Origin of the sequence: Pseudomonas sp. SWRI51 (assembly GCF_014268825.1) — a bacterium.
Classification (GTDB): domain Bacteria; phylum Pseudomonadota; class Gammaproteobacteria; order Pseudomonadales; family Pseudomonadaceae; genus Aquipseudomonas; species Aquipseudomonas farsensis.
In genome coordinates this window covers 21,285-39,857 of the sequence record NZ_JABWRG010000041.1, presented here as the reverse complement: position 1 = coordinate 39,857, position 18,573 = coordinate 21,285, and the positions used below count along the sequence as shown (strand labels likewise).

Sequence of the window (18,573 nt, the reverse complement as noted above, 5' to 3'; positions counted from 1 at the left end):
GGGCTGCGCAGCAGCCCCTTGGGTTTTCAGGGCTGCTGCGCAGCCCAACGCGGGACAAGCCCGCTCACCACAACTCTCTATCATTTCCACAGGATTGGGCCCAACCAGCAATGTTGCGGTTGAGCATGGCCTCTGTGGGAGCTGGCAACAGCCTGCGATGAGGCCAGCAGGGCGAGTCGAGTTGCTTGCTGTGGAAACAATCAGATCGAATAGCGCCCAAGCTCACGAGCAATGAGCATCCGCTGAATCTCGCTAGACCCCTCGTAGATCTGCGTAATCCGCGCATCCCGGTAGTATTTCTCCACCGGGTAATCCTCCAGGTACCCATACCCGCCATGCACTTGGATGGCCATCGAGCACACGCGCTCAGCCATCTCGGAAGCAAACAGCTTGGCCTGCGAAGCCTCCGACAAACACGGCTTGCCAGCCGTGCGCAGCCGCGCCGCATGCAACACCAGCAACCGCGCCGCGTTAACCTGCACCTGCATGTCCGCCAGCAGGTTGGCGATGCTCTGGTGCTCGTTGATCGGCTTGCCAAACTGAATGCGCTCGCGCGAGTACAACAGCGCAGCCTCAAAGGCCGCTCTAGCGATACCCAGCGCCTGCGCCGCAATGCCGATGCGCCCACCCTCAAGGTTGGAAAGCGCAATCGCCAGCCCCTTGCCACGCTCGCCCAGCAGGTTGCCCGCCGGGATACGGCAGTTGTCCAAGGTCACCGCGCAGGTGTCTGAGGCGCGGATGCCCATCTTGTGCTCACTGCGGTCAACCTTGAACCCAGGGTTGTCGGTGGGTACCAGAAACGCCGACAGCCCCTTTTTGCCAAGCTCCGGGTCCGTCACTGCAAACACGATGGCCAGCTTGGCCCGCCGCGCGTTGCTGACGAACTGCTTGGCACCGGTGATCACCCAATCGCCATCGACCAACTCCGCGCGTGTGCGCAGGTTGTGGGCCTCGGAGCCGGCCTGCGGCTCGGTCAGGCAAAAGCAGCCAATGACCTCGCCTGTGGCCAGCTTGGGCAGCCAGGTTTGCTGCTGTTCGTCCGAGCCATAGGCCAGCAGTGGCCCGCAGCCCACTGAGTTGTGGATGCTCATCAGCGCGCCGGTGGCACCATCGCCTGCCGATATTTCCTCAACCGCCAGGGCGTAAGCCACATAGTCGGTGTAGCTGCCACCGAAGTGCTCAGGCGCGATCATGCCCAGCAGGCCCAGTTCACCCATCTTGCTGACCACGCCATCGTCGATCCAGCCGGCCTTTTCCCAGGCCTGGGCGTGCGGTGCGATCTCGGCGCGGGCAAAGTCCCGCGCCATGTCGCGGATCATGATCTGTTCTTCGCTCAGTTCCAGGTCTTGCATGCTCATGCTCCCGGCCTTACAGGCCTTCGAAGAATTGGTCGACGCGCTGTTGGCTCAGGCCGGCGAGGGTAGGTGGGTTCCAGTGCGGCTGCTTGTCCTTGTCGACGATCAGCGCACGCACGCCTTCGATGATGTCGCCGTGGTCGAACCATTGGCTGTCCAGGTGCAACTCCATGGCAAAACAGTCTTTCAGCGACAGGTGCCGCCCACGCCGCAGCAGTTCCAGGGTGACCGCCATGGCCAGTGGCGAACGGGTTTCCAGCAGGTCGGCAGTTTCCAGCGCCCAACTGCGGCTGTCAGCAATGGCGACCGCACGCAGTTGTTCGACGATGCTGGGCATGTCGGGCAGGGCGAAGAAGTGGTCGATCACCGGGCGCAGCCTGGCCAGCGGTGCATCGCCGAGGGTCTGGCTGCCTAAGCTGGCCAGCAGGCTCTGCAGGTCCTTGAGCGGATGGTCGCCGAACTGCAGCTTGTCCAGGCCTTGGTCCAGCGCCTGCAGCTTGTCGCTGTCCAGGTACCAGTTGGCCAGGCCGCAATACAGCGCATCGGCGGCTTTGATCTGGGCGCCGCTGACGCCCAGGTAGATACCCAGCTCGCCCGGCACCCGTGGGAGGAAATAGCTACCGCCGACGTCGGGGAAGTAGCCGATGCCCACTTCCGGCATGCCCAGGCGGCTGCGTTCGGTGACCACACGCAGCTCGCAGCCCTGGGCCAGGCCCATGCCGCCGCCCAGGCAGAAACCGTCCATCAGCACCAGCAGCGGCTTGTGGTAGCGGTGCAGGCACAGGTCGAGTGCGTATTCCTCTTCGAAAAACTCATGGTGCAGGCGTTCGCCGGCCTTGTGGCTGTCGTGCAGCGAACGAATGTCGCCGCCGGCACAGAAGCCTTTGGGGCCTTCGCCGCGCAGCACCACGGCATGCACCTGGGCGTCCTGCGACCAGCGATGCAGATGCCGCTGCAGGCTGCGGACCATCTCCAGGGTAAGGGCGTTGAGGCCGGCGGGGCGGTTCAGCGTGAGGTGGCCAATGTGATTGCGGACTTCAGCCAGTACGTGATCGGTGGCCGAGGGGCTAGCGTGCGCGGTCATCGCGGTCTCCCTGCTTTGTTATTGATTTCCAAGGTGAAGCCTGGAATGCGCGGGCTGTTCGCTGGATCCTGTCATGCGAATTTGCGCGGCACAATTGGCAAATCTGCAGGGCGGCGCTGCATTTTTACCTCGTGTTAGTTGTCCAGACTGAGGCTGTCACTGTAACCCCGTGTGGTTTATGGGCAAAGTCGTCCTGTATTTATTAACCTGAGCGTAACAATCCGCCATCCGGCTTGATTGATGCCCCAAGCTGCACCGCCCTAAGGTGACCCCACGACAGCGAACCCGTGGAGTCACCTAATGACAACAATGAAGAATCCACCGCCGCAATGGTCGCGGCGCCGCGCCGAGAAGCAGCGGCGGCTGGGCCTTGTGCGCCACCTGGCCGATGGCGTGGTGTTGCCCACCGAGCGCATCGTCGAGGCGCTGGAGCTGTTGCTGGCTCCCGGCGATCGGGTGGTGCTGGAGGGCAATAACCAGAAGCAGGCTGATTTCCTCTCCCGTTCGCTGGCCAAGGTCGACCCGCAGCGCTTGCATGACCTGCACATGATCATGCCCAGCGTCAGCCGCGCCGAGCACCTGGACCTGTTCGAGCGCGGCATCGCCCGCAAGCTCGATTTTTCCTTCGCCGGCCCGCAAAGCCTGCGCATCAGCCAGTTGCTCGAAGACGGGCTGCTGGAAGTGGGCGCCATCCATACCTATATAGAACTGTACTCGCGCCTGCTGGTTGACCTGATCCCCAATGTGACCCTGGTTGCAGGTTTCATGGCCGACCGCGAGGGCAACCTTTACACCGGCCCCAGCACCGAAGACACCCCGGCACTGGTTGAGCCGGCGGCGTTCAGCGATGGCATCGTGATCGCCCAAGTGAACCAATTGGTAGACCGCGTCGACGACCTGCCACGGGTGGATATCCCGGCCTCCTGGGTCGATTTTGTGGTGGTCGCCGACCAGCCGTTCTATATCGAGCCACTGTTCACCCGCGACCCGCGCCATATCAAACCGGTGCACGTGCTGATGGCCATGATGGCGATTCGCGGCATCTATGAAAAACACCAGGTGCAGTCACTCAACCACGGCATCGGTTTCAACACCGCCGCCATCGAGCTGATCTTGCCAACTTACGGCGAGTCGCTGGGATTGAAGGGCAAGATCTGCCGCAACTGGACGCTGAACCCGCATCCCACGCTGATCCCGGCCATCGAAACCGGCTGGGTGCAGAGCGTGCACTGCTTCGGCACCGAGCTTGGCATGGAGGACTACATCGCCCAGCGCCCGGATGTGTTCTTCACTGGCCGCGACGGCTCGATGCGCTCCAACCGCATGATGTGCCAACTGGCCGGGCAGTACGCGGTAGACCTGTTTATCGGCGCCACCTTGCAGGTCGATGGCGACGGCCATTCCTCGACCGTGACCCGTGGCCGCCTGGCCGGCTTCGGCGGCGCACCGAACATGGGCCACGACCCGCGTGGCAGGCGCCATGCCACCCCAGCCTGGCTGGACATGACCGTGCCCGACACCCTGCTTGAGCGCGGCCGCAAGCTTGTGGTGCAGATGGTCGAAACCTACCAGGAAGGCGGCAAGCCCACCTTCGTCGAGACCTTGGACGCGGTAGAAGTGGCGAAGAAGGCCGGCATGCCGCTGGCCCCGGTGATGATCTATGGCGACGACGTCACTCACCTGCTCACCGAAGAAGGCATCGCCTACCTGTACAAGGCCCGCAGCCTTGAAGAGCGCCAGCAGATGATCGCAGCAGTGGCGGGTGTGACGGCCATCGGCCTGCGCCACGACCCCAAGGATACCGAGCGCCTGCGCAAGGCGGGCCTTGTGGCCTTGCCCGAAGACCTCGGCATCCGCCGCACCGATGCCAGCCGCGAACTGCTCGCTGCACGCAGCATCGCCGAGCTGGTTGAGTGGTCTGGCGGCCTGTACAACCCGCCTGCACGTTTCAGGAGCTGGTGATGAACGCACATGACCTGCACACCGCGCTGAACCGCCCGGCCTGGCAGCCCACGCGCCCGGTAGCGCCAGGCGCCGCCGAACACTTGGCCGACCTCGCCGTCGAGGCGCTGATCGATGAAGCCGACCTGTCGCCCAAACCGGGCCTTGTCGACCGGCGTAGCAGCGGTGCCCATACCGATATGACCCTGGGCCTGATGCATGCTTCGGCGCTGGCCCTGTGGCCGTGCTTCAGGGACATGGCAGACGCTGCGCGTCACCACGCCGAGATCGGCCAGCCGCTGCGCGCCGCCCTGGGGCGTATTGGCCGCGAAGGCGAGGCGGCCATGCTTGCCACCACCGCCGGGGTGAACACCCACCGTGGCGCTATCTGGGCCTTGGGCCTGCTGGTGGCTGCGCGAGCGCTGGATAGCAACGCCGATGCCGCCACCCTGGCGCAACGTGCCGGGCGTATCGCGCTGTTCGACGACCCAGCCGCAACCAACCAGGACAGCCACGGCGCGCAGGTGCGCCGCCGGCATGCGGCTAGCGGGGCGCGTGAGCAAGCGCAACAAGGGTTCCCCGCCGTGACCGGCCACGGCCTGCCGCAACTGCGCCGCAGCCGCGCGGCGGGTGCCAGCGAAGCGCACGCCCGGCTCGACGCACTGCTGGCGATCATGGCCACCCTCAGCGACACCTGCGTGCTCTGGCGTGCCGGGCCGCAAGGGCTGCTGGCCCTGCAGCAAGGCGCCCGCGCCGTGCTCGACGACGGCGGCAGTGCCAGCCTTGGCGGGCGCCGGCAACTGCGCCAACTCGACGCGCTGCTGCTGCGCTTGAACGCCTCACCGGGCGGTGCCGCCGATCTGCTGGCCGCCTGCCTGTTCCTCGACACTGCCGGGAGCCTGTGACATGCAAACCCTGAATTTTCAATTCCCAGCTGTAGAGCCTGGGCGTGGTCGCAGCCTGGTGGGCTGTGTCAGCTCCGGTGACCTCGAAGTGTTGATCGAGCCAGGCACCGCCGGGCGCCTGGATATCCAGGTGGTGACCTCGGTCAACGGCAGTGAAGCGCGCTGGGAGCAACTGTTGCAGCGCCTGTTCAGCGGCCGCGCGCTGCCGGCGGTAAAAATCGACATCCACGACTTCGGCGCCACCCCTGGCGTGGTGCGCCTGCGTCTTGAGCAAGGTTTCGAGGAGATCGGCCATGACTGACACCGAACGTTTGCTGCGCCACCGCAGCTTCGTCGAACTGGGCGCCCGCCAGCGCGCCCGGGCATTGCTGGATAACGGCACATTCCGCGAGTTGCTCGGCCCCTTCGACCGCCTGATGTCGCCCTGGCTACCGCGCCAAGGCATCGTGCCCCAGGCCGACGATGGCGTGATCATCGCCAAGGGCAAGCTGGCTGGGCGTGCGTGCGTGGTTGCGGCCATCGAAGGTGGCTTCCAGGGCGGCAGCATGGGCGAGGTGGGCGGCGCCAAGATCGCCGGGGCGCTGGAGCTGGCTGTCGAAGACAACCGCAACGGCATCCCTACCTGCGCTGTATTGCTGCTCGAAACTGGCGGTGTGCGCTTGCAGGAGGCCAACCTCGGCCTTGCGGCCATTGCCGAGATCCAAGCCGGCATCGTCGAATTGCGTGGCCATCAGCCGGTCATCGGGGTGATTGCAGGCTCGGTGGGCTGCTTTGGTGGCATGTCGATTGCCGCCGGGCTGTGCAGCCATCTGCTGGTCACCCGTGAAGCACGCCTTGGCCTCAACGGCCCGCAGGTGATCGAACAAGAGGCTGGCATCGAGGAGTACAACGCGGGCGACCGGCCGTTCATCTGGAGCTTCAGCGGCGGCGAACAACGCCATGCCTGCGGCCTGGCGGATGCCTACGTTGCCGACGACGTCGAGCGTATTCGCGAGCAACTGCTGCAACTGCTGGGGCAACCGTCTGCCAACCGTGCCCGGCAGCATGCCTGGTATCTGCAGCGGCTCGCTCAACTGGGCGCTGAAGCCCCGCAACTGGACGCTGCCGCCGTGCGCGCCCTGTATCAAGGAGATGCGCAATGAACCGTGCCTTGACCTGGCTGCCAAACCTTGCCGCAGGCCAGGCGCAAGCGGGCTATCCAGCCTCGCTGCGGGTGATCAATGGTGAGTTGGACAACCGCCCGGCGCGCTTTATCGCCGTGGTGCCGGATGCGCACAACCCCTTCCCGCGGGCGCGCGCCGGAGAGGTCGGGCTGCTGGAGGGCTGGGGCCTGGCCAAGGCGGTCAGCGAGGCCGTGGAAGCCGACCGCAATACCGAAAAACGCGCCATCGTTGCGCTGATCGATGTGCCCAGCCAAGCCTATGGCCGGCGGGAAGAGGCACTGGGTATTCACCAAGCCCTGGCCGGCGCGGTTGAAGCCTATGCCCAGGCGCGCCTGGCTGGCCACCCGGTCATCGGGCTGCTGGTGGGCAAGGCGATGTCAGGGGCGTTTCTGGCCCATGGCTACCAGGCGCAGCGCTTGATCGCCCTGGATGACAGCGGGGTCATGGTACACGCCATGGGCAAGGCGGCTGCCGCCAGGATTACCCTGCGCAGCGTCGAGGCCTTGGAGGCGCTGGCCGCCGAGATTCCGCCAATGGCCTACGACTTGGGCAGTTACGCCTCGCTGGGCCTGCTGTGGCGGCGCCTGAGCGTGGACAACGCCGACAGCCCCAGTGCCGCCGACATCGCGGCGGTACGCGCCTGCCTTGCCGAGGCGGTGCGCGACATTGGCCAGTCCACCGACTTGTCGTCGCGTTTGGGCGGCGAGCACCGCCAGGCATCGCGCGACGTCCGTGCGCGCCTGCGCAGCCAGTGGCAGGAGGCCTGAAATGAACAGCCCGCGCCCGCATGACCTGCTGTGGGGCATGGCCCCGGCCATGCTGCCTGACGACGCTCCGCAATGGGCCAGGCAAGTGCTCGCAGCCGGCGCGCCGGTGGTGGTGCGCCGGGCGGAATGCGCCGACGGCTGGGTGGCGGTCGGGGTTCGCGGGTTACAACGTGCGCAGCGGCTGGCCTGCCTGATGCCTTTGGCCGCTATCCAGGAGCGCTTGAGCCCTGAAGCTGTGCGTAGTCATCGGGCCGCTGCTGAGTGCGCAGCGTGGCCGGCTTTGCAGGCCCTGGCCTCGGTAGGCCCGGTGCTCGACGCCCTCGGCCTTGCCTGGGGGCCGACCGGAGGCGTCGCCTACCAGCTCGCCAGCGGTATCGAAGTGCTGCACGCCGAGAGCGATCTGGACCTGCTGTTGCGCACGCCGCAACCCCTGGCCCGCACGGCGGCGAAAGACCTGCTGGACATCCTCGATTGCGCGCCGTGCCGTATCGACCTGCAATTGCAGACCCCGGCAGGTGCCGTGGCCCTGCGTGAATGGGCCGGCCCCGCACGGCGAGTGATGCTCAAAGCCACTCGCTGCGCGGCGCTGGTGATCGACCCATGGGCGGCCTTGGAGCACGCGGCATGAGTAGCCTGTTTGCATTCCCAGGCCAAGGCGCGCAGCAGGCGGGCATGCTCCATCGCCTGCCAAGCGGCGCCGAAGCGCTGCTGGAGCAGGCCAGTGATGTGCTAGGCGAACAGGTGCTGAACCTGGACAGCGAGCACGCCCTGCAAGGCACCCGCGCTGTGCAGCTGTGCCTGCTGCTGGCTGGGGTGGCGTGGGCGCGCTGGTTGCTGCAGCGAGCCCCTGCGCCTGACTATGTGGCGGGGCTGTCGATTGGTGCCTACCCGGCGGCCGTGGTGGCCGAGGCGCTGGACTTTACCGATGCGCTGCGGCTGGTGGCCCTGCGCGGCAGCCTGATGCAGCATGCCTATCCGCAAGGCTACGGCATGACGGCGCTGAGCGGCCTGGACCTGGCCTGCGTCGAGCGCTTGCTGGCGGAGGTGGCCGATGAGGTGTACCTGGCCAACCTCAACAGCGACAACCAGATCGTTATTGCCGGCAGCGACCGGGGCATGGCCGAGGTAGCGCGCCGGGCGCGTGGCCAAGGGCAGGGCGTGGCACGGCGGCTGGCGGTGAGTGTGCCATCGCACTGCAAGCTACTGGATGAACCGGCCCGTGAGCTGGCAGCCGCTTTCGCCAAGGTTCAGTTACACAGGCCCCGTATAACCTGGCTGAGCGGCACCCGCGCCCGGCCAGTGCATGACCCGGAACAATTGCGCGACGACCTGGCCGGCAACATGGCACGGGTGGTCGACTGGCGCGGCTTGCTGGGCAATGCCTACGAGCGTGGCGTGCGCCTGCATATAGAGGTGCCGCCTGGCAGCGTGCTCAGCGGCCTGGCACGCCCGGTGTTCGAACAGGGCCGGGTGGTAGCGGTGGAATCTACCCGCGGCGATACCCTTGAGGCGCTGTTGCGCCAGGAGGTGGCCCACCGCCGATGACTGCACCTGGCTGTTGCTGCCTGCCACAAGCCAGGGGTTGCACCGCATCACTGATTTCGAAGAACAACAACAAGCAACTTCGACTAAAGCTGAGGACAACAACAATGATCATTTATGGTGTGGCTCTGCTGGCGGTATGCACGCTTGCCGGCGTCATCGTCGGCGACTTGCTGGGCGTGCTGCTGGGCGTCAAATCCAACGTGGGCGGGGTGGGCATCGCCATGATCCTGCTGATCTGCGCACGCCTGTACATGCACCGCAACGGCGGCATGAGCAAGGAATGCGAGTTCGGCGTGGGCTTCTGGGGCGCCATGTACATCCCGGTGGTGGTGGCCATGGCCGCCCAGCAAAATGTGGTCACCGCGCTGCATGGTGGGCCGGTGGCGCTGCTGGGGGCGGTGGGGGCCGTGCTGGTGTGTGGCTTGACCATTGCCTTGATCAGCCGCAGCCATCGCGGCGAGCCGTTACCGCCGCTGGACGCACCGCCGCCAGCCGATGCGCAGGCCGTGCCTGCGGGAGGCCGCTGATATGTGGCCGATCATTGAGAACGCACTGGAACACAACGGCCTGATCACTGCATTCGCGGTGGTGGGCGGGATCATGTGGCTGTCGGTACTGCTGTCGAAGTACCTGACCTTTGGGCGGGTGCACGGCTCGGCGATCGCCATTGTCATCGGCCTGGTGCTGGCCTGGGTAGGCGGTACGCTGACCGGCGGGCAGAAGGGGCTTGCCGACATGGCGCTGTTCTCCGGTATCGGCCTGATGGGTGGGGCCATGCTGCGTGACTTCGCCATTGTCGCCACCGCCTTCGAAGTGCAGGCCACCGAGGCGCGCAAGGCCGGGATGATCGGGGTAGTGGCGCTGCTGCTCGGTACCGTGCTGCCGTTCATTGTCGGCGCCGGCGTGGCCTGGGTGTTCGGCTACCGCGATGCGGTGAGCATGACCACCATCGGTGCCGGCGCGGTGACCTATATCGTCGGGCCGGTGACCGGCGCGGCGCTGGGGGCGAGTTCCGATGTCATGGCGCTGTCGATTGCCACTGGGCTGATCAAGGCGATTCTGGTGATGGTGTTCACCCCGGTGTCGGCCCGCTTGCTGGGCCTGGACAACCCGCGCTCTGCAATGGTGTTTGGCGGGCTGGCGGGGACCGTGTCCGGGGTTACGGCAGGGTTGGCGGCGACTGACCGGCGGCTGGTGCCGTATGGTGCGCTGACGGCGACCTTCCACACTGGGCTTGGGTGCTTGATGGGGCCGTCGATCCTGTACTTCTGTGTGCGCGGGTTGGTGGGGTAACAGCAACGTCGGAATCAAGGCGGCTAATCCTGGTGGTTAGCTGCCCGTTCTTACTTGAGTTGCTGCCAGCGACGGTGAACGATCCTGAGCCGCGTCATACAAATTTTCAGGGCGGGGTTGAGCGTCCGGCAACCATACACCCCCCTGTTGCACTGGTGAGCTTCTGCCAGATGAAGGCCAGGCGACCTCCGATGTACTCACATCGCTTTCATCGCTGAAGCTGGAGCGGGCGCCTGAGGTTGCGCCAGTGCTTTGCACATCACCCTGATCCCAAGCAAAGCTGTGTCGTTGTCTCAGAACCGGGCTTTGCTTCGAGTTGCTGCTGGCAAGCGAGCTTGCTGAGCCATTAGATCGATTGTCCGGGCTTTGAGTCGGGCTTCTGCTGTTGCCATTACCCTGGACGAGATAGCGGTTCTCCAAGCCCCCGTTCAAGGACCGGCGACGTTGTGCCGTTTGCCCATTGAATGAAACCGAGCTGAGTGAGCGGGAGCGCGGCCGTATCATATGACCGGTTGGGTCGGTACGGTTCACCGGGTCGCACTCGCAATAGCTGTATGCATTCACTGCACCTTTGCCGAAAGGGCTGAAACTGTCCGGCGAACTAAAGCGCATCAACGCAGTGCTATACAGCCGATAGCCATTGCCCAGCGAGTAGCAGCTGGCCCAAAACGCCCGGAGCTCCCCATTGAAACCTATCCACGAGGTGCGCTCCTCAGCCACAGTTTCGTAGCCATAGCAGGTATAACTGGGCGTTCTGGAGGGTGTTCTGCCGATGCTGTGCAGTACCGAATCTTTGCTATCGGTGATCAGAAGTGCAGAAGAGGCCTGTGACAGCTCGGCCATGAGTCCGTGGCCATTGCGCAAGAACACAACGTCTCTTGTGCAGGCCAGGCATGTTTGCAACCGGCTTGCGCAATAGAAAAAGTGTTGCCTGCCCATGAGCTACCTCCAGCGTGCCGGTTGCAGGGTTCAAGCATGAAACCCTTCAAAACAGTCTGCTACTGGCAAAAATGACAGGTCGCGCTGTTCAAACCTCCCGGCTGTACATCCTGCACTCTGCCAGCAACGCCAGCAGGTTGGGTTCGCGCTCGCGGGCCTTCAAAAACACCACGCCAATATGTTGCTGCACCCGATACCGCGGCTGTAGCGCTATCAAGCGCACGCGGTTCTCGTATACCGCTGCAATGCGCCCCGGCAGCAGGGCAAAGCCCACCCCGGAGCTGACCATGCTCAGCAGTGTGAAGATGTCGTTCACCTGCATCGCCACCTTGGGCTCGAAGCCGGCCTGCTGAAACACCCGTGCGCCGTCGCGGTGGGTCGCAAAGCCTTGGGTCAGGGTGATGAAGGTCGAGTCGGCAAGGTCGGCAAGGTCGACCTCGGCCTGCTCGGCGAAGGGCGAGTCGGTGGGGACGGCGAGGAAGATATCGTCGGAAAACAGCGGGAGCTGTTCGCAGGCGTGGTCGCTGATGCTCTCGTCCAGCGATACCAGCATGGCGTCGATCTCGTGGTTTTTAAGGCGGTGCAGCAGGTCGATGTTCGAGCCCAGGGTCAGGTCGATATTCAGCTCGCTGCGGCGCAGTTTCAGGCCCATCACAAGCTTCGGCACGGTCTTGACGGTGAGTGAGTACAGCGCGCCCAGGCGAAAACGCTCGGCATAAAAGCCTGCGGCTTCTCGGGTTTGGCGCACCATCTGCTCGGCGTCCTGGATCAGCTGGCGGGCCTTTTTCTCCAGCACATAGGCGCTTTCCAGCGGGATGAGCTGGCGGCCTTCGTGTTTGAACAAGGGGCAGCGCAGGGCGCTTTCCAACGAATGAATGGCGCGGTGTACGCTGACGGCACTGGTGGACAGCTCGGCCGCGGCGCGAGCGAGGTTGCCAGTGCGCATGAAGGCGAGGAAAGTTTCGAGTTTCTTGAGGGTGAGTTCTTCGTCGATCAGCATGCGCGCGGTCCGTGGCGAGGGCAGGGCCAGTGTGCCAGATACGGGGGCAACGCGGTTATTGCGGGTCTGTGCAGTCCACAGGCTTGACGTGGCCCGTGTAGGAGCGGCCTTGTGCCGCGAAGGGGTGCGAAGCACCCCTAGATTTGTGCATCAGCTGATATCGCCGGGGCTGCTTCGCACCCCTTCGCGGCACAAGGCCGCTCCTACACCGTCCGCTTGAAGCCTTGTAGCGTGAAGCCTGAAGACTCAGTGGCTTCTCTTAGTGCTGGCCCGCAGCGCAACGATGCTGCCCACCACGATCAGCCCCGCCAGCGCATACAGCGCGGCGTCGGTCGAGCCGGTCTGGTCCTTGATGAAACCGACCAGGTACGGGCTGAGGAAACCGGCCATCTGGCCCACTGAGTTGATCACCGCCAACCCTGCAACGGCGGTGCCGGCGCTGAGCAAGGCCGTGGGCATCGGCCAGAACATCGGCAAGCCGGTGAGGGCGCCCATGGTGGCGATGGACAAGCCCAGAATCGCAATCGCAGGCTGGCCAGCGAAGTTCACCGCGATCAGCAGGCCCAATGCGCCCATCAGCATCGGCACCACCAGGTGCCAGCGGCGTTCGTTGCGCAGGTCTGCCGAGCGGCCCACCAGAATCATGAACACCCCGGCCAGCAGGTACGGAATGGCGCTCAGCCAGCCGATCAGCAGCGGGCTGTCGAAGCCCATGTTCTTGATGATCGATGGCAGCCAGAAGTTGATCGCGTACACGCCACTCTGGATGCAGAAGTAGACAAAGCCAAAGGTCCAGATCAGCGGGTTGGTCAGCACCGCCAGCACACCTTCGCCCTGGGTGGCGGGCCTGGCGGCTGCATCGGCGGCAAGGTCGGCGTCGATCAACTGGCGTTCAGCCGGGCTCAACCAGGCCGCTGTCTTGTGGCCGTCACTGAGCAGCACTATTGCCAGCATGCCGAGCACGACAGTCGGCAGGCCCTGGATCAGGAACATCCACTGCCAGCCGGCCAAACCGCCTTGGCCTGATGCGAAGTGCTGCAGGATCCAGCCGGAAAACGGCCCGCCAAGCAGGCCCGACACCGGGATCGCCGACATGAACAGCGCCATGATGCGGCCACGGCGCGCCGCCGGGAACCAGCGCGAGAGGTACAGCACCACGCCTGGGAAGAAGCCGGCTTCGGCAGCACCCGTGAGCAGGCGCAGGGTGTAGAACTCGGTGGGCGTAGTGACGAACAGCAGGCAGGTCGAAAGGCTGCCCCAGGCGATCATCATCAGCGCGATCCAGCGCCGTGGGCCGAAGCGGTTGAGCGCCAGGTTGCTGGGCAAACCGCACAACACATAGCCGATGAAGAAGATGCCGGCGCCGAGGCCGTAGACGGTTTCGCTGAATTTCAGCGCGTCGAGCATTTGCAACTTGGCAAAGCCGACGTTGACGCGGTCGAGGTAATTGAACAGGTAGCAGATGAAAATGAACGGAATCAGCCGCAGGGTGATGCGCCGGTACAGCGCATTGCGGGTGACGTCGTTGCCTTGGTCAGGGGCGGGGCTGTGTGCCATGATCGGGTTCTCTGTTGTTATGGTTGTTACCGCGTCGCCTGTCTCGGCGCTCGCCTTCAAGAGTCTCGGGGAGCGTAGCGCAACTGTCTTTGTGCGTTTGCACAGGCGTTGCGCCAGGCTGCAGTGCTGTCGACCAAATCTAAGGAAACCTGCATGTTCGAACTGGACCACGCGCTGGCCCAGGACATCGTCGACCGGGCGATGGCCATCCTGCCTTGCAACGTCAACGTGATGGACAGCCAGGGGCTGATTCTGGGCAGCGGCGAGCCCGAGCGAATCAACACCCGCCACGAGGGCGCGCAGTTGGTGCTGGCCAACGGGCGCATCGTGGAACTGGATAGCGAAGCCGCCAAATGCCTCAAGGGCGTGCAACCGGGCGTCAACCTGCCGCTGCTGCTCGATGGCCGGCTGATCGGCGTGCTGGGCCTGACCGGCGAGGCGGCGCAACTGCGCACCTATGGCGAGTTGGTGCGCATGACCGCCGAGATGCTGCTGGCCCAGCGCTACTTGCAGGTGGAGCAGCAATGGCGCCGGCAGCGCTGTGACGATTTGCTGGCCCTGTTGCTTGGCGGCAGTGGCGAGTCGCCGCGGCTGGTCGATGAAGCGCAGCAACTGGGCTTGAAGCCCAACCTGCCGCGTATCCCTTGCCTGTTTGAACTGAAGTCGGGGCCGCCGGCCGAGGCGCTCTCGGCATGGCTGATGAGTCGTTTCCCGGACAGTTGGTGTGTAAGCCCGGCGCGCCAGTCGCTGTTGTGGTGCCGCCCGGCCACGGTTGCAGCGGACGAAGCCCGGTTGCTTGAACGCTTGCAGCGGCACGGTTGGGAGGTTGAGCGGCTAGCGCTGGGCAGCCCGGCGCAGAGCCTGGAGCAACTGCGCCGTGGCTATCGCCGGGTACGCGACCTGCTGGCCTACGGCCGCGAAGTGTTGCCCGGCGTACAGCTGCTGGCGCTGGCCCGCTATCGCTTGCCCGCCTTGCTATGGCGCCACCGAAACGACGATGCGCTGGACGAGCTGCTGGAACCCTTGCTGCGCATCCGCGCCAAGGACGCCAACGGCAACCTGCTGGGCACCTTGCGTGCATGGTGTGCCCACGACGGGCAGAGCCAGGCTTGTGCAGATGCCTTAGGCATCCACCGCAACAGCTTGCGTTACCGGCTTGAGCGTATCGCCGAGCTGGGCGAGGTCGACCCGCTGCGCATGGACGGTATGCTCAGCTTGTACCTGGGCCTGCAGCTGCTGCCTGAGTAAGCGTTGATATGCTGCGTAGGCGGTGCTTCAATGCGCGGTCAATTTGCCGGGGTGCCCTGGCGCGGGCTGTCTATCAAGGATCTGATAATGCTGTTCAAAGGATTGTGTTGGCTGTTGCGCCTGCTGCAGCTGACCATCGGCCTGGCGGGGTATCTGTTCACCGCGCTCATTCTGGGTGAAAGGCTCGATATCGGCCTGCAGCCGTTTTCGGCGATGTTTCTGGCGTTTGTCTTCGGCGCACTCAGCCTTGCCGTGCATGAAGGCGGGCACTATCTGGGCGCCCGCTGCAGCGGCATGACGGTGTTGCTGGTGCGGGTGCTGGCCGTTGAGCTGCAGCCGCAGCGGCGCGGCTTCAGGCTGCGTTGGTCGCCACAAGCCAAGGGCGGGCCGATAGCCGGCTACGTGATGGCCGCGCACGCCCCGCAGCAGCCCATGCGCCGCAGCATGCTGGTGATCACGCTGATGGGGCCGTTGTGCAATCTGCTCGTCGCAGGCCTGTGCCTGGCGCTGTACTGGCCGCTTGCGGGTAAGCTCGCTGCGGTGTTGCTGGCCTTGGCTGTTTCCAACCTGGCGGTAGGGCTGGCCAACCTGGTGCCGACCTTCGCCCCGGCGGTCAGTGACGGCACGGTGCTGCTGGCCTGGCTGGGCAAGCCCGATGAGCAGGGCCCGGCGCTGGCCAATGCACGGCTGTTGGCGCAGACGGTGGCCGGAACCCAGGCGCAAGATCTCGATGCTGGCGATTTGCAGTGCCTGGCGGCCGAGGCCATGCCGTTGGCGTTGATTGGCTTGGGCTACCGGCTGTTTGCCCGGCAAAACCAAGGGGATTGGCAGGGCGCCCTGGCGCTGGACGCTGAGCTGCAGGGGCTGCTGGCAACGGCGCCTGCCCCTGCGCTGAAACACAGCCTGGTGCTGCTTGCGATCCTGCGCGCCGAGTTGCTGTTCTGCCGGGCGATGCTGGCGCGCGATGCCAGCGGCCTGCATGACGCGGTATTCAGCGACGAAACCGACTGGTTCAACGCAAGCTTCAAGCCACGTTGCCTGGCGTTGCGTGCAGCGCTGGCAGGCGACAGCACCACCATGACGGCATGTCTCGAACAGGCCCAACGGGTTGCCCACAACAGCCTGGAGCGCTCGCAGGGCCCGCGTGAAGAGGCCCTGGCCGGTTACGTGCAGGCGTTGCTCATGGCGCCTGCAGGGCAGGGGGCAGCAGCTTGTGCAGGTTCATCAGAATCGCGCTGGCGTCATACGGTTTGCGAATCACCGAAACCTGCTGCAGATGCTGCGGAATGCTGACACTGTCGCCGTAGCCTGTGGCAAACAGGAACGGGATGCCACGGCGCAGCAGTTCATCGGCGACACAGATCGAGTTGCCAGTGCCCAGGTTGATATCCAGGATCGCCGCGTCCGGCGTACGACTACCCAGCAGCCGCAGCGCCTCGTCCTCGGAGCTTGCGGTGATGACGTCGGTGATCAGCGCATCGTTGAGAATCTGCTCAAGCCCTACGGCGATCACCAACTGGTCCTCGAGGATCAGCACACAGGCATCGCTGCGCGCGGCGAACCCTGCACTGACCTGCTCAAGCTCATCTGCCGGCTGCGCCGCTTCCACCGCCTCGGCCACCGCCAGGTGCCTGGCCGGGATCCTGAAATACCCGCGCAGGCCTTCGGGCAGGTACTCGACGCGGCTGGTACCGCCCAGGTCGAACGGGATGCTGCGGTCGATGAGTACCGTGCCAAAACCCTTGCGGGTGGGGGCGCGAACCACAGGCCCTGCGCTTTCGTGCCAGGTGATGTCGCAGGCATTGCCGGCATCCAGCGTCCAACTCACGCACAGTTGCCCACCGGCGCGCGACAAGGCGCCGTACTTGGCCGCGTTGGTCGCCAGCTCGTGCAGCACCAGGGCCATCACCGAATAGGCGCGGGCATCGAGAATAACGTTCGGCCCGCTCAGTTCGATCACCCCGGCCGAGGTGCGATACGGCGACAGTTCAGCTTCCAGCAGCATGGCCAGGCGGCCACCGCCATCGCCGCGCACCACCTGGTCATGCGCCAGTGACAAGGCATGGATGCGGCCTTTGAGCGTAGCGACGTAGTCCTTGAGCGTCTGGCTCTCGGAGGTGGGGTGGGACACCAGCGCACCGATCAGCGACAGGATGTTCTTCACCCGATGGTTGAGCTCCTCGTTGAGCACCCGCTGGCGGACCTCGGCCTTGGAGCGCTCGCTGGCCAGCAGTTCGCTGTTGTGCAGCGCCACCTCGACGATAGCGGTACGGATGGCTTCGCCGAACTGGCGGTCCTGTTCGCTCCAGGGGGCACACTGCTGGTGCACGGTCTCCTTCCAGATGGCGAAGCTCTTGCGTGGCGTCAAGCGGTCGCCCAGGGCGCCGCTTTCGTAGGTTTTATTGGGGTCGCCGGCCCATTCCAGGGTCTCGATCACTTCTTTGCGGAACAGCATCAGGTAGTCCCGCGGCTGCTGCGACATGGGGATCACCAGCACCCCTGAGGCATCGTTGGCATAGTCGCTGGCGAGTGGGTGCACCGTTGACAGCCGGTGGGAGGCCCAGGTCCGGCCTTCGCTGAACGTCTGCACCAGGCTCAGCAGGTCTGGCATGGCGGCCCTGGGCGGCGTGAGGCCGGCGCAGGTCCAGCGGCCTTGCAGCGACATGCCGATGCCGTCACAGGGGATCAGCGCCTGGAATTCGCTCAGCCGCGACTGGAAGAAGGCTTCGATGTCCATGGCATGGTTGGCATCACGCAGCAGCGCATCCAAAGCATTGTGGACATTCACCGCCGCTTCCAGGTTTTGCCGCGAGCGCAGGGTTTCGACTTGCAGCGAGAAAAACTCGCCGAACATCTCCGCTGCCACGCGCTGGGCCATGGCCAGGGTGCGCGGTGCGTAATGATGGCAAGCGATCAGGCCCCACAGCTCGCCGTTGACGATCACCGAAATCGACATCGACGCGCCCACGCCCATGTTGCTCAGGTACTCGCAGTGGATTGGCGAGACGCTGCGCAGGTGCGCATAGGAGAGGTCCAGCGGCTCGCCCGAGGCATCCAGCACCGGCACGATGGCCACGGTTTTCAGCTTGACGTCGGAAATCACCCTGATCGGGTTGCGCAGGTACAACGCACGGGCCTGCTGGGGAATGTCCGAGGCCGGGAAGTACTGGCCCATGAAGCTTTCAAGGTCGCCGCGCTTGGCTTCGGCGACCACCTTGCCGGCGCCGTCGCTGCCCAGTTGGTAGATCATCACCCGGTGGTAACCCAGTACGGCGCGCACAAAACGTGCGGCGTCACGGAACAGCTTGCTGGTCTGGTCGATCTCGCGCAGTTGCGCGATCAGCGTGCGGGTCAGCTCGATGGGCTCGGCAATGCTGGCGCCGGCCGGTTCGAACTCCAGGATCACCGTGCCCTTGAACAGGTGCGAAGCAACATCGAATGCCCGCCCGCATGGCAGTTGCACACCAAAGGTCATCGCCGGGCGCGAGCCTTCGCGGGTGCGCGCCAATGCGTTGCGCAGCGTGTGCGCCACTTCATCGCCCAGCACCGCTTGCAACCGCTGATTGTTGATTTCACCGCTGATGCCTAGCATCTGCGCAAGGTTTGCCGAATGGCGCAGGACAACGCTGGCTGAGGCGTCACAGGCAAGCAGGCAGCCGTGGGGCTGGATGCTGCCTGGGATCTGGATCGGCTCCCGATCGCAGTTTGTAAGGTTTACCGGGGTTTCTGACGTCATGGACGGCGCCTGGTGAGAGTCAAGGCGGCTGCCAGCGAGA

At 64.8% G+C, this 18,573-nt stretch carries 17 protein-coding genes; 11 read left to right on the top strand and 6 right to left on the bottom strand.

What is annotated here, in order from left to right:
- Window positions 1-200: 200 nt before the first annotated feature.
- Window positions 201-1,352: an acyl-CoA dehydrogenase family protein gene (locus HU720_RS13890; RefSeq protein WP_186520504.1), complete on the bottom strand. Its 1,152-nt coding sequence runs from the start codon at window positions 1,350-1,352 to the stop codon at window positions 201-203.
- A 16-nt stretch (window positions 1,353-1,368) separates the two neighbouring features.
- Window positions 1,369-2,439 (bottom strand): enoyl-CoA hydratase/isomerase family protein, encoded by a 1,071-nt coding sequence (locus HU720_RS13885; protein WP_186520501.1) that lies wholly within the window; start codon window positions 2,437-2,439, stop codon window positions 1,369-1,371.
- Window positions 2,440-2,739: 300 nt separating this feature from the next.
- Between HU720_RS13885 and mdcA the strand changes: the two genes are divergently transcribed.
- The 9 genes from mdcA (at window position 2,740) to madM (ending at window position 10,053) form a co-directional block, all read left to right on the top strand.
- Window positions 2,740-4,401 carry a malonate decarboxylase subunit alpha gene (gene mdcA, locus HU720_RS13880; protein ID WP_186520500.1) on the top strand — a complete coding sequence of 554 codons (1,662 nt, stop codon included), beginning with the start codon at window positions 2,740-2,742 and terminating at the stop codon, window positions 4,399-4,401.
- Window positions 4,401-5,285 (top strand): triphosphoribosyl-dephospho-CoA synthase, encoded by an 885-nt coding sequence (locus tag HU720_RS13875; protein ID WP_186520499.1) that lies wholly within the window; start codon window positions 4,401-4,403, stop codon window positions 5,283-5,285. The genes mdcA and HU720_RS13875 overlap by 1 nt, the downstream gene beginning before the upstream one ends.
- A 1-nt stretch (window position 5,286) precedes the next feature.
- Window positions 5,287-5,586, top strand: coding sequence for a malonate decarboxylase subunit delta (locus tag HU720_RS13870; RefSeq protein ID WP_186520498.1), 300 nt, complete (start codon window positions 5,287-5,289; stop codon window positions 5,584-5,586).
- On the top strand, window positions 5,579-6,427 hold the full coding sequence (locus tag HU720_RS13865) for a biotin-independent malonate decarboxylase subunit beta (protein WP_186520497.1): 849 nt from the start codon (window positions 5,579-5,581) through the stop codon (window positions 6,425-6,427). Before HU720_RS13870 ends, HU720_RS13865 begins: the two co-directional genes overlap by 8 nt.
- Complete coding sequence (gene mdcE, locus HU720_RS13860; protein WP_186520496.1) at window positions 6,424-7,215, top strand: biotin-independent malonate decarboxylase subunit gamma; 792 nt, start codon at window positions 6,424-6,426, stop codon at window positions 7,213-7,215. Before HU720_RS13865 ends, mdcE begins: the two co-directional genes overlap by 4 nt.
- Window position 7,216: 1 nt before the next feature.
- The gene (locus HU720_RS13855; protein WP_186520495.1) at window positions 7,217-7,843 is read left to right on the top strand and encodes a malonate decarboxylase holo-ACP synthase; all 627 of its coding nucleotides are present in this window, start codon (window positions 7,217-7,219) and stop codon (window positions 7,841-7,843) included.
- Window positions 7,840-8,760 carry a malonate decarboxylase subunit epsilon gene (gene mdcH, locus HU720_RS13850; RefSeq protein WP_186520494.1) on the top strand — a complete coding sequence of 307 codons (921 nt, stop codon included), beginning with the start codon at window positions 7,840-7,842 and terminating at the stop codon, window positions 8,758-8,760. The genes HU720_RS13855 and mdcH overlap by 4 nt, the downstream gene beginning before the upstream one ends.
- 104 nt (window positions 8,761-8,864) lie before the next feature.
- Window positions 8,865-9,287 (top strand): malonate transporter subunit MadL, encoded by a 423-nt coding sequence (madL, locus tag HU720_RS13845; RefSeq protein WP_186520493.1) that lies wholly within the window; start codon window positions 8,865-8,867, stop codon window positions 9,285-9,287.
- A 1-nt stretch (window position 9,288) separates the two neighbouring features.
- Window positions 9,289-10,053, top strand: a complete 765-nt coding sequence (gene madM / locus HU720_RS13840) for a malonate transporter subunit MadM (RefSeq protein WP_186520492.1) — start codon at window positions 9,289-9,291, stop codon at window positions 10,051-10,053.
- A 36-nt stretch (window positions 10,054-10,089) separates the two neighbouring features.
- On the opposite strand, the gene HU720_RS13835 is transcribed toward madM, so the two are convergent.
- From HU720_RS13835 to HU720_RS13825, 3 genes are all read right to left on the bottom strand, one after another.
- Window positions 10,090-10,896: an RHS repeat-associated core domain-containing protein gene (locus HU720_RS13835; RefSeq protein WP_238337699.1), complete on the bottom strand. Its 807-nt coding sequence runs from the start codon at window positions 10,894-10,896 to the stop codon at window positions 10,090-10,092.
- Between the two features lie 184 nt (window positions 10,897-11,080).
- Window positions 11,081-11,992 (bottom strand): LysR substrate-binding domain-containing protein, encoded by a 912-nt coding sequence (locus HU720_RS13830; RefSeq protein ID WP_186520490.1) that lies wholly within the window; start codon window positions 11,990-11,992, stop codon window positions 11,081-11,083.
- A 246-nt stretch (window positions 11,993-12,238) separates the two neighbouring features.
- Window positions 12,239-13,549, bottom strand: coding sequence for an MFS transporter (locus tag HU720_RS13825; protein WP_186520489.1), 1,311 nt, complete (start codon window positions 13,547-13,549; stop codon window positions 12,239-12,241).
- Between the two features lie 153 nt (window positions 13,550-13,702).
- Between HU720_RS13825 and HU720_RS13820 the strand changes: the two genes are divergently transcribed.
- Window positions 13,703-14,797, top strand: coding sequence for a sugar diacid recognition domain-containing protein (locus HU720_RS13820; RefSeq protein WP_186520488.1), 1,095 nt, complete (start codon window positions 13,703-13,705; stop codon window positions 14,795-14,797).
- Window positions 14,798-14,884: 87 nt separating this feature from the next.
- Window positions 14,885-16,090: a M50 family metallopeptidase gene (locus tag HU720_RS13815; RefSeq protein ID WP_186520487.1), complete on the top strand. Its 1,206-nt coding sequence runs from the start codon at window positions 14,885-14,887 to the stop codon at window positions 16,088-16,090.
- Here HU720_RS13815 and HU720_RS13810 read toward each other — a convergent pair.
- Complete coding sequence (locus HU720_RS13810) at window positions 15,978-18,533, bottom strand: HWE histidine kinase domain-containing protein (protein ID WP_186520486.1); 2,556 nt, start codon at window positions 18,531-18,533, stop codon at window positions 15,978-15,980. The genes HU720_RS13815 and HU720_RS13810 overlap by 113 nt on opposite strands.
- Window positions 18,534-18,573 lie beyond the last annotated feature (40 nt).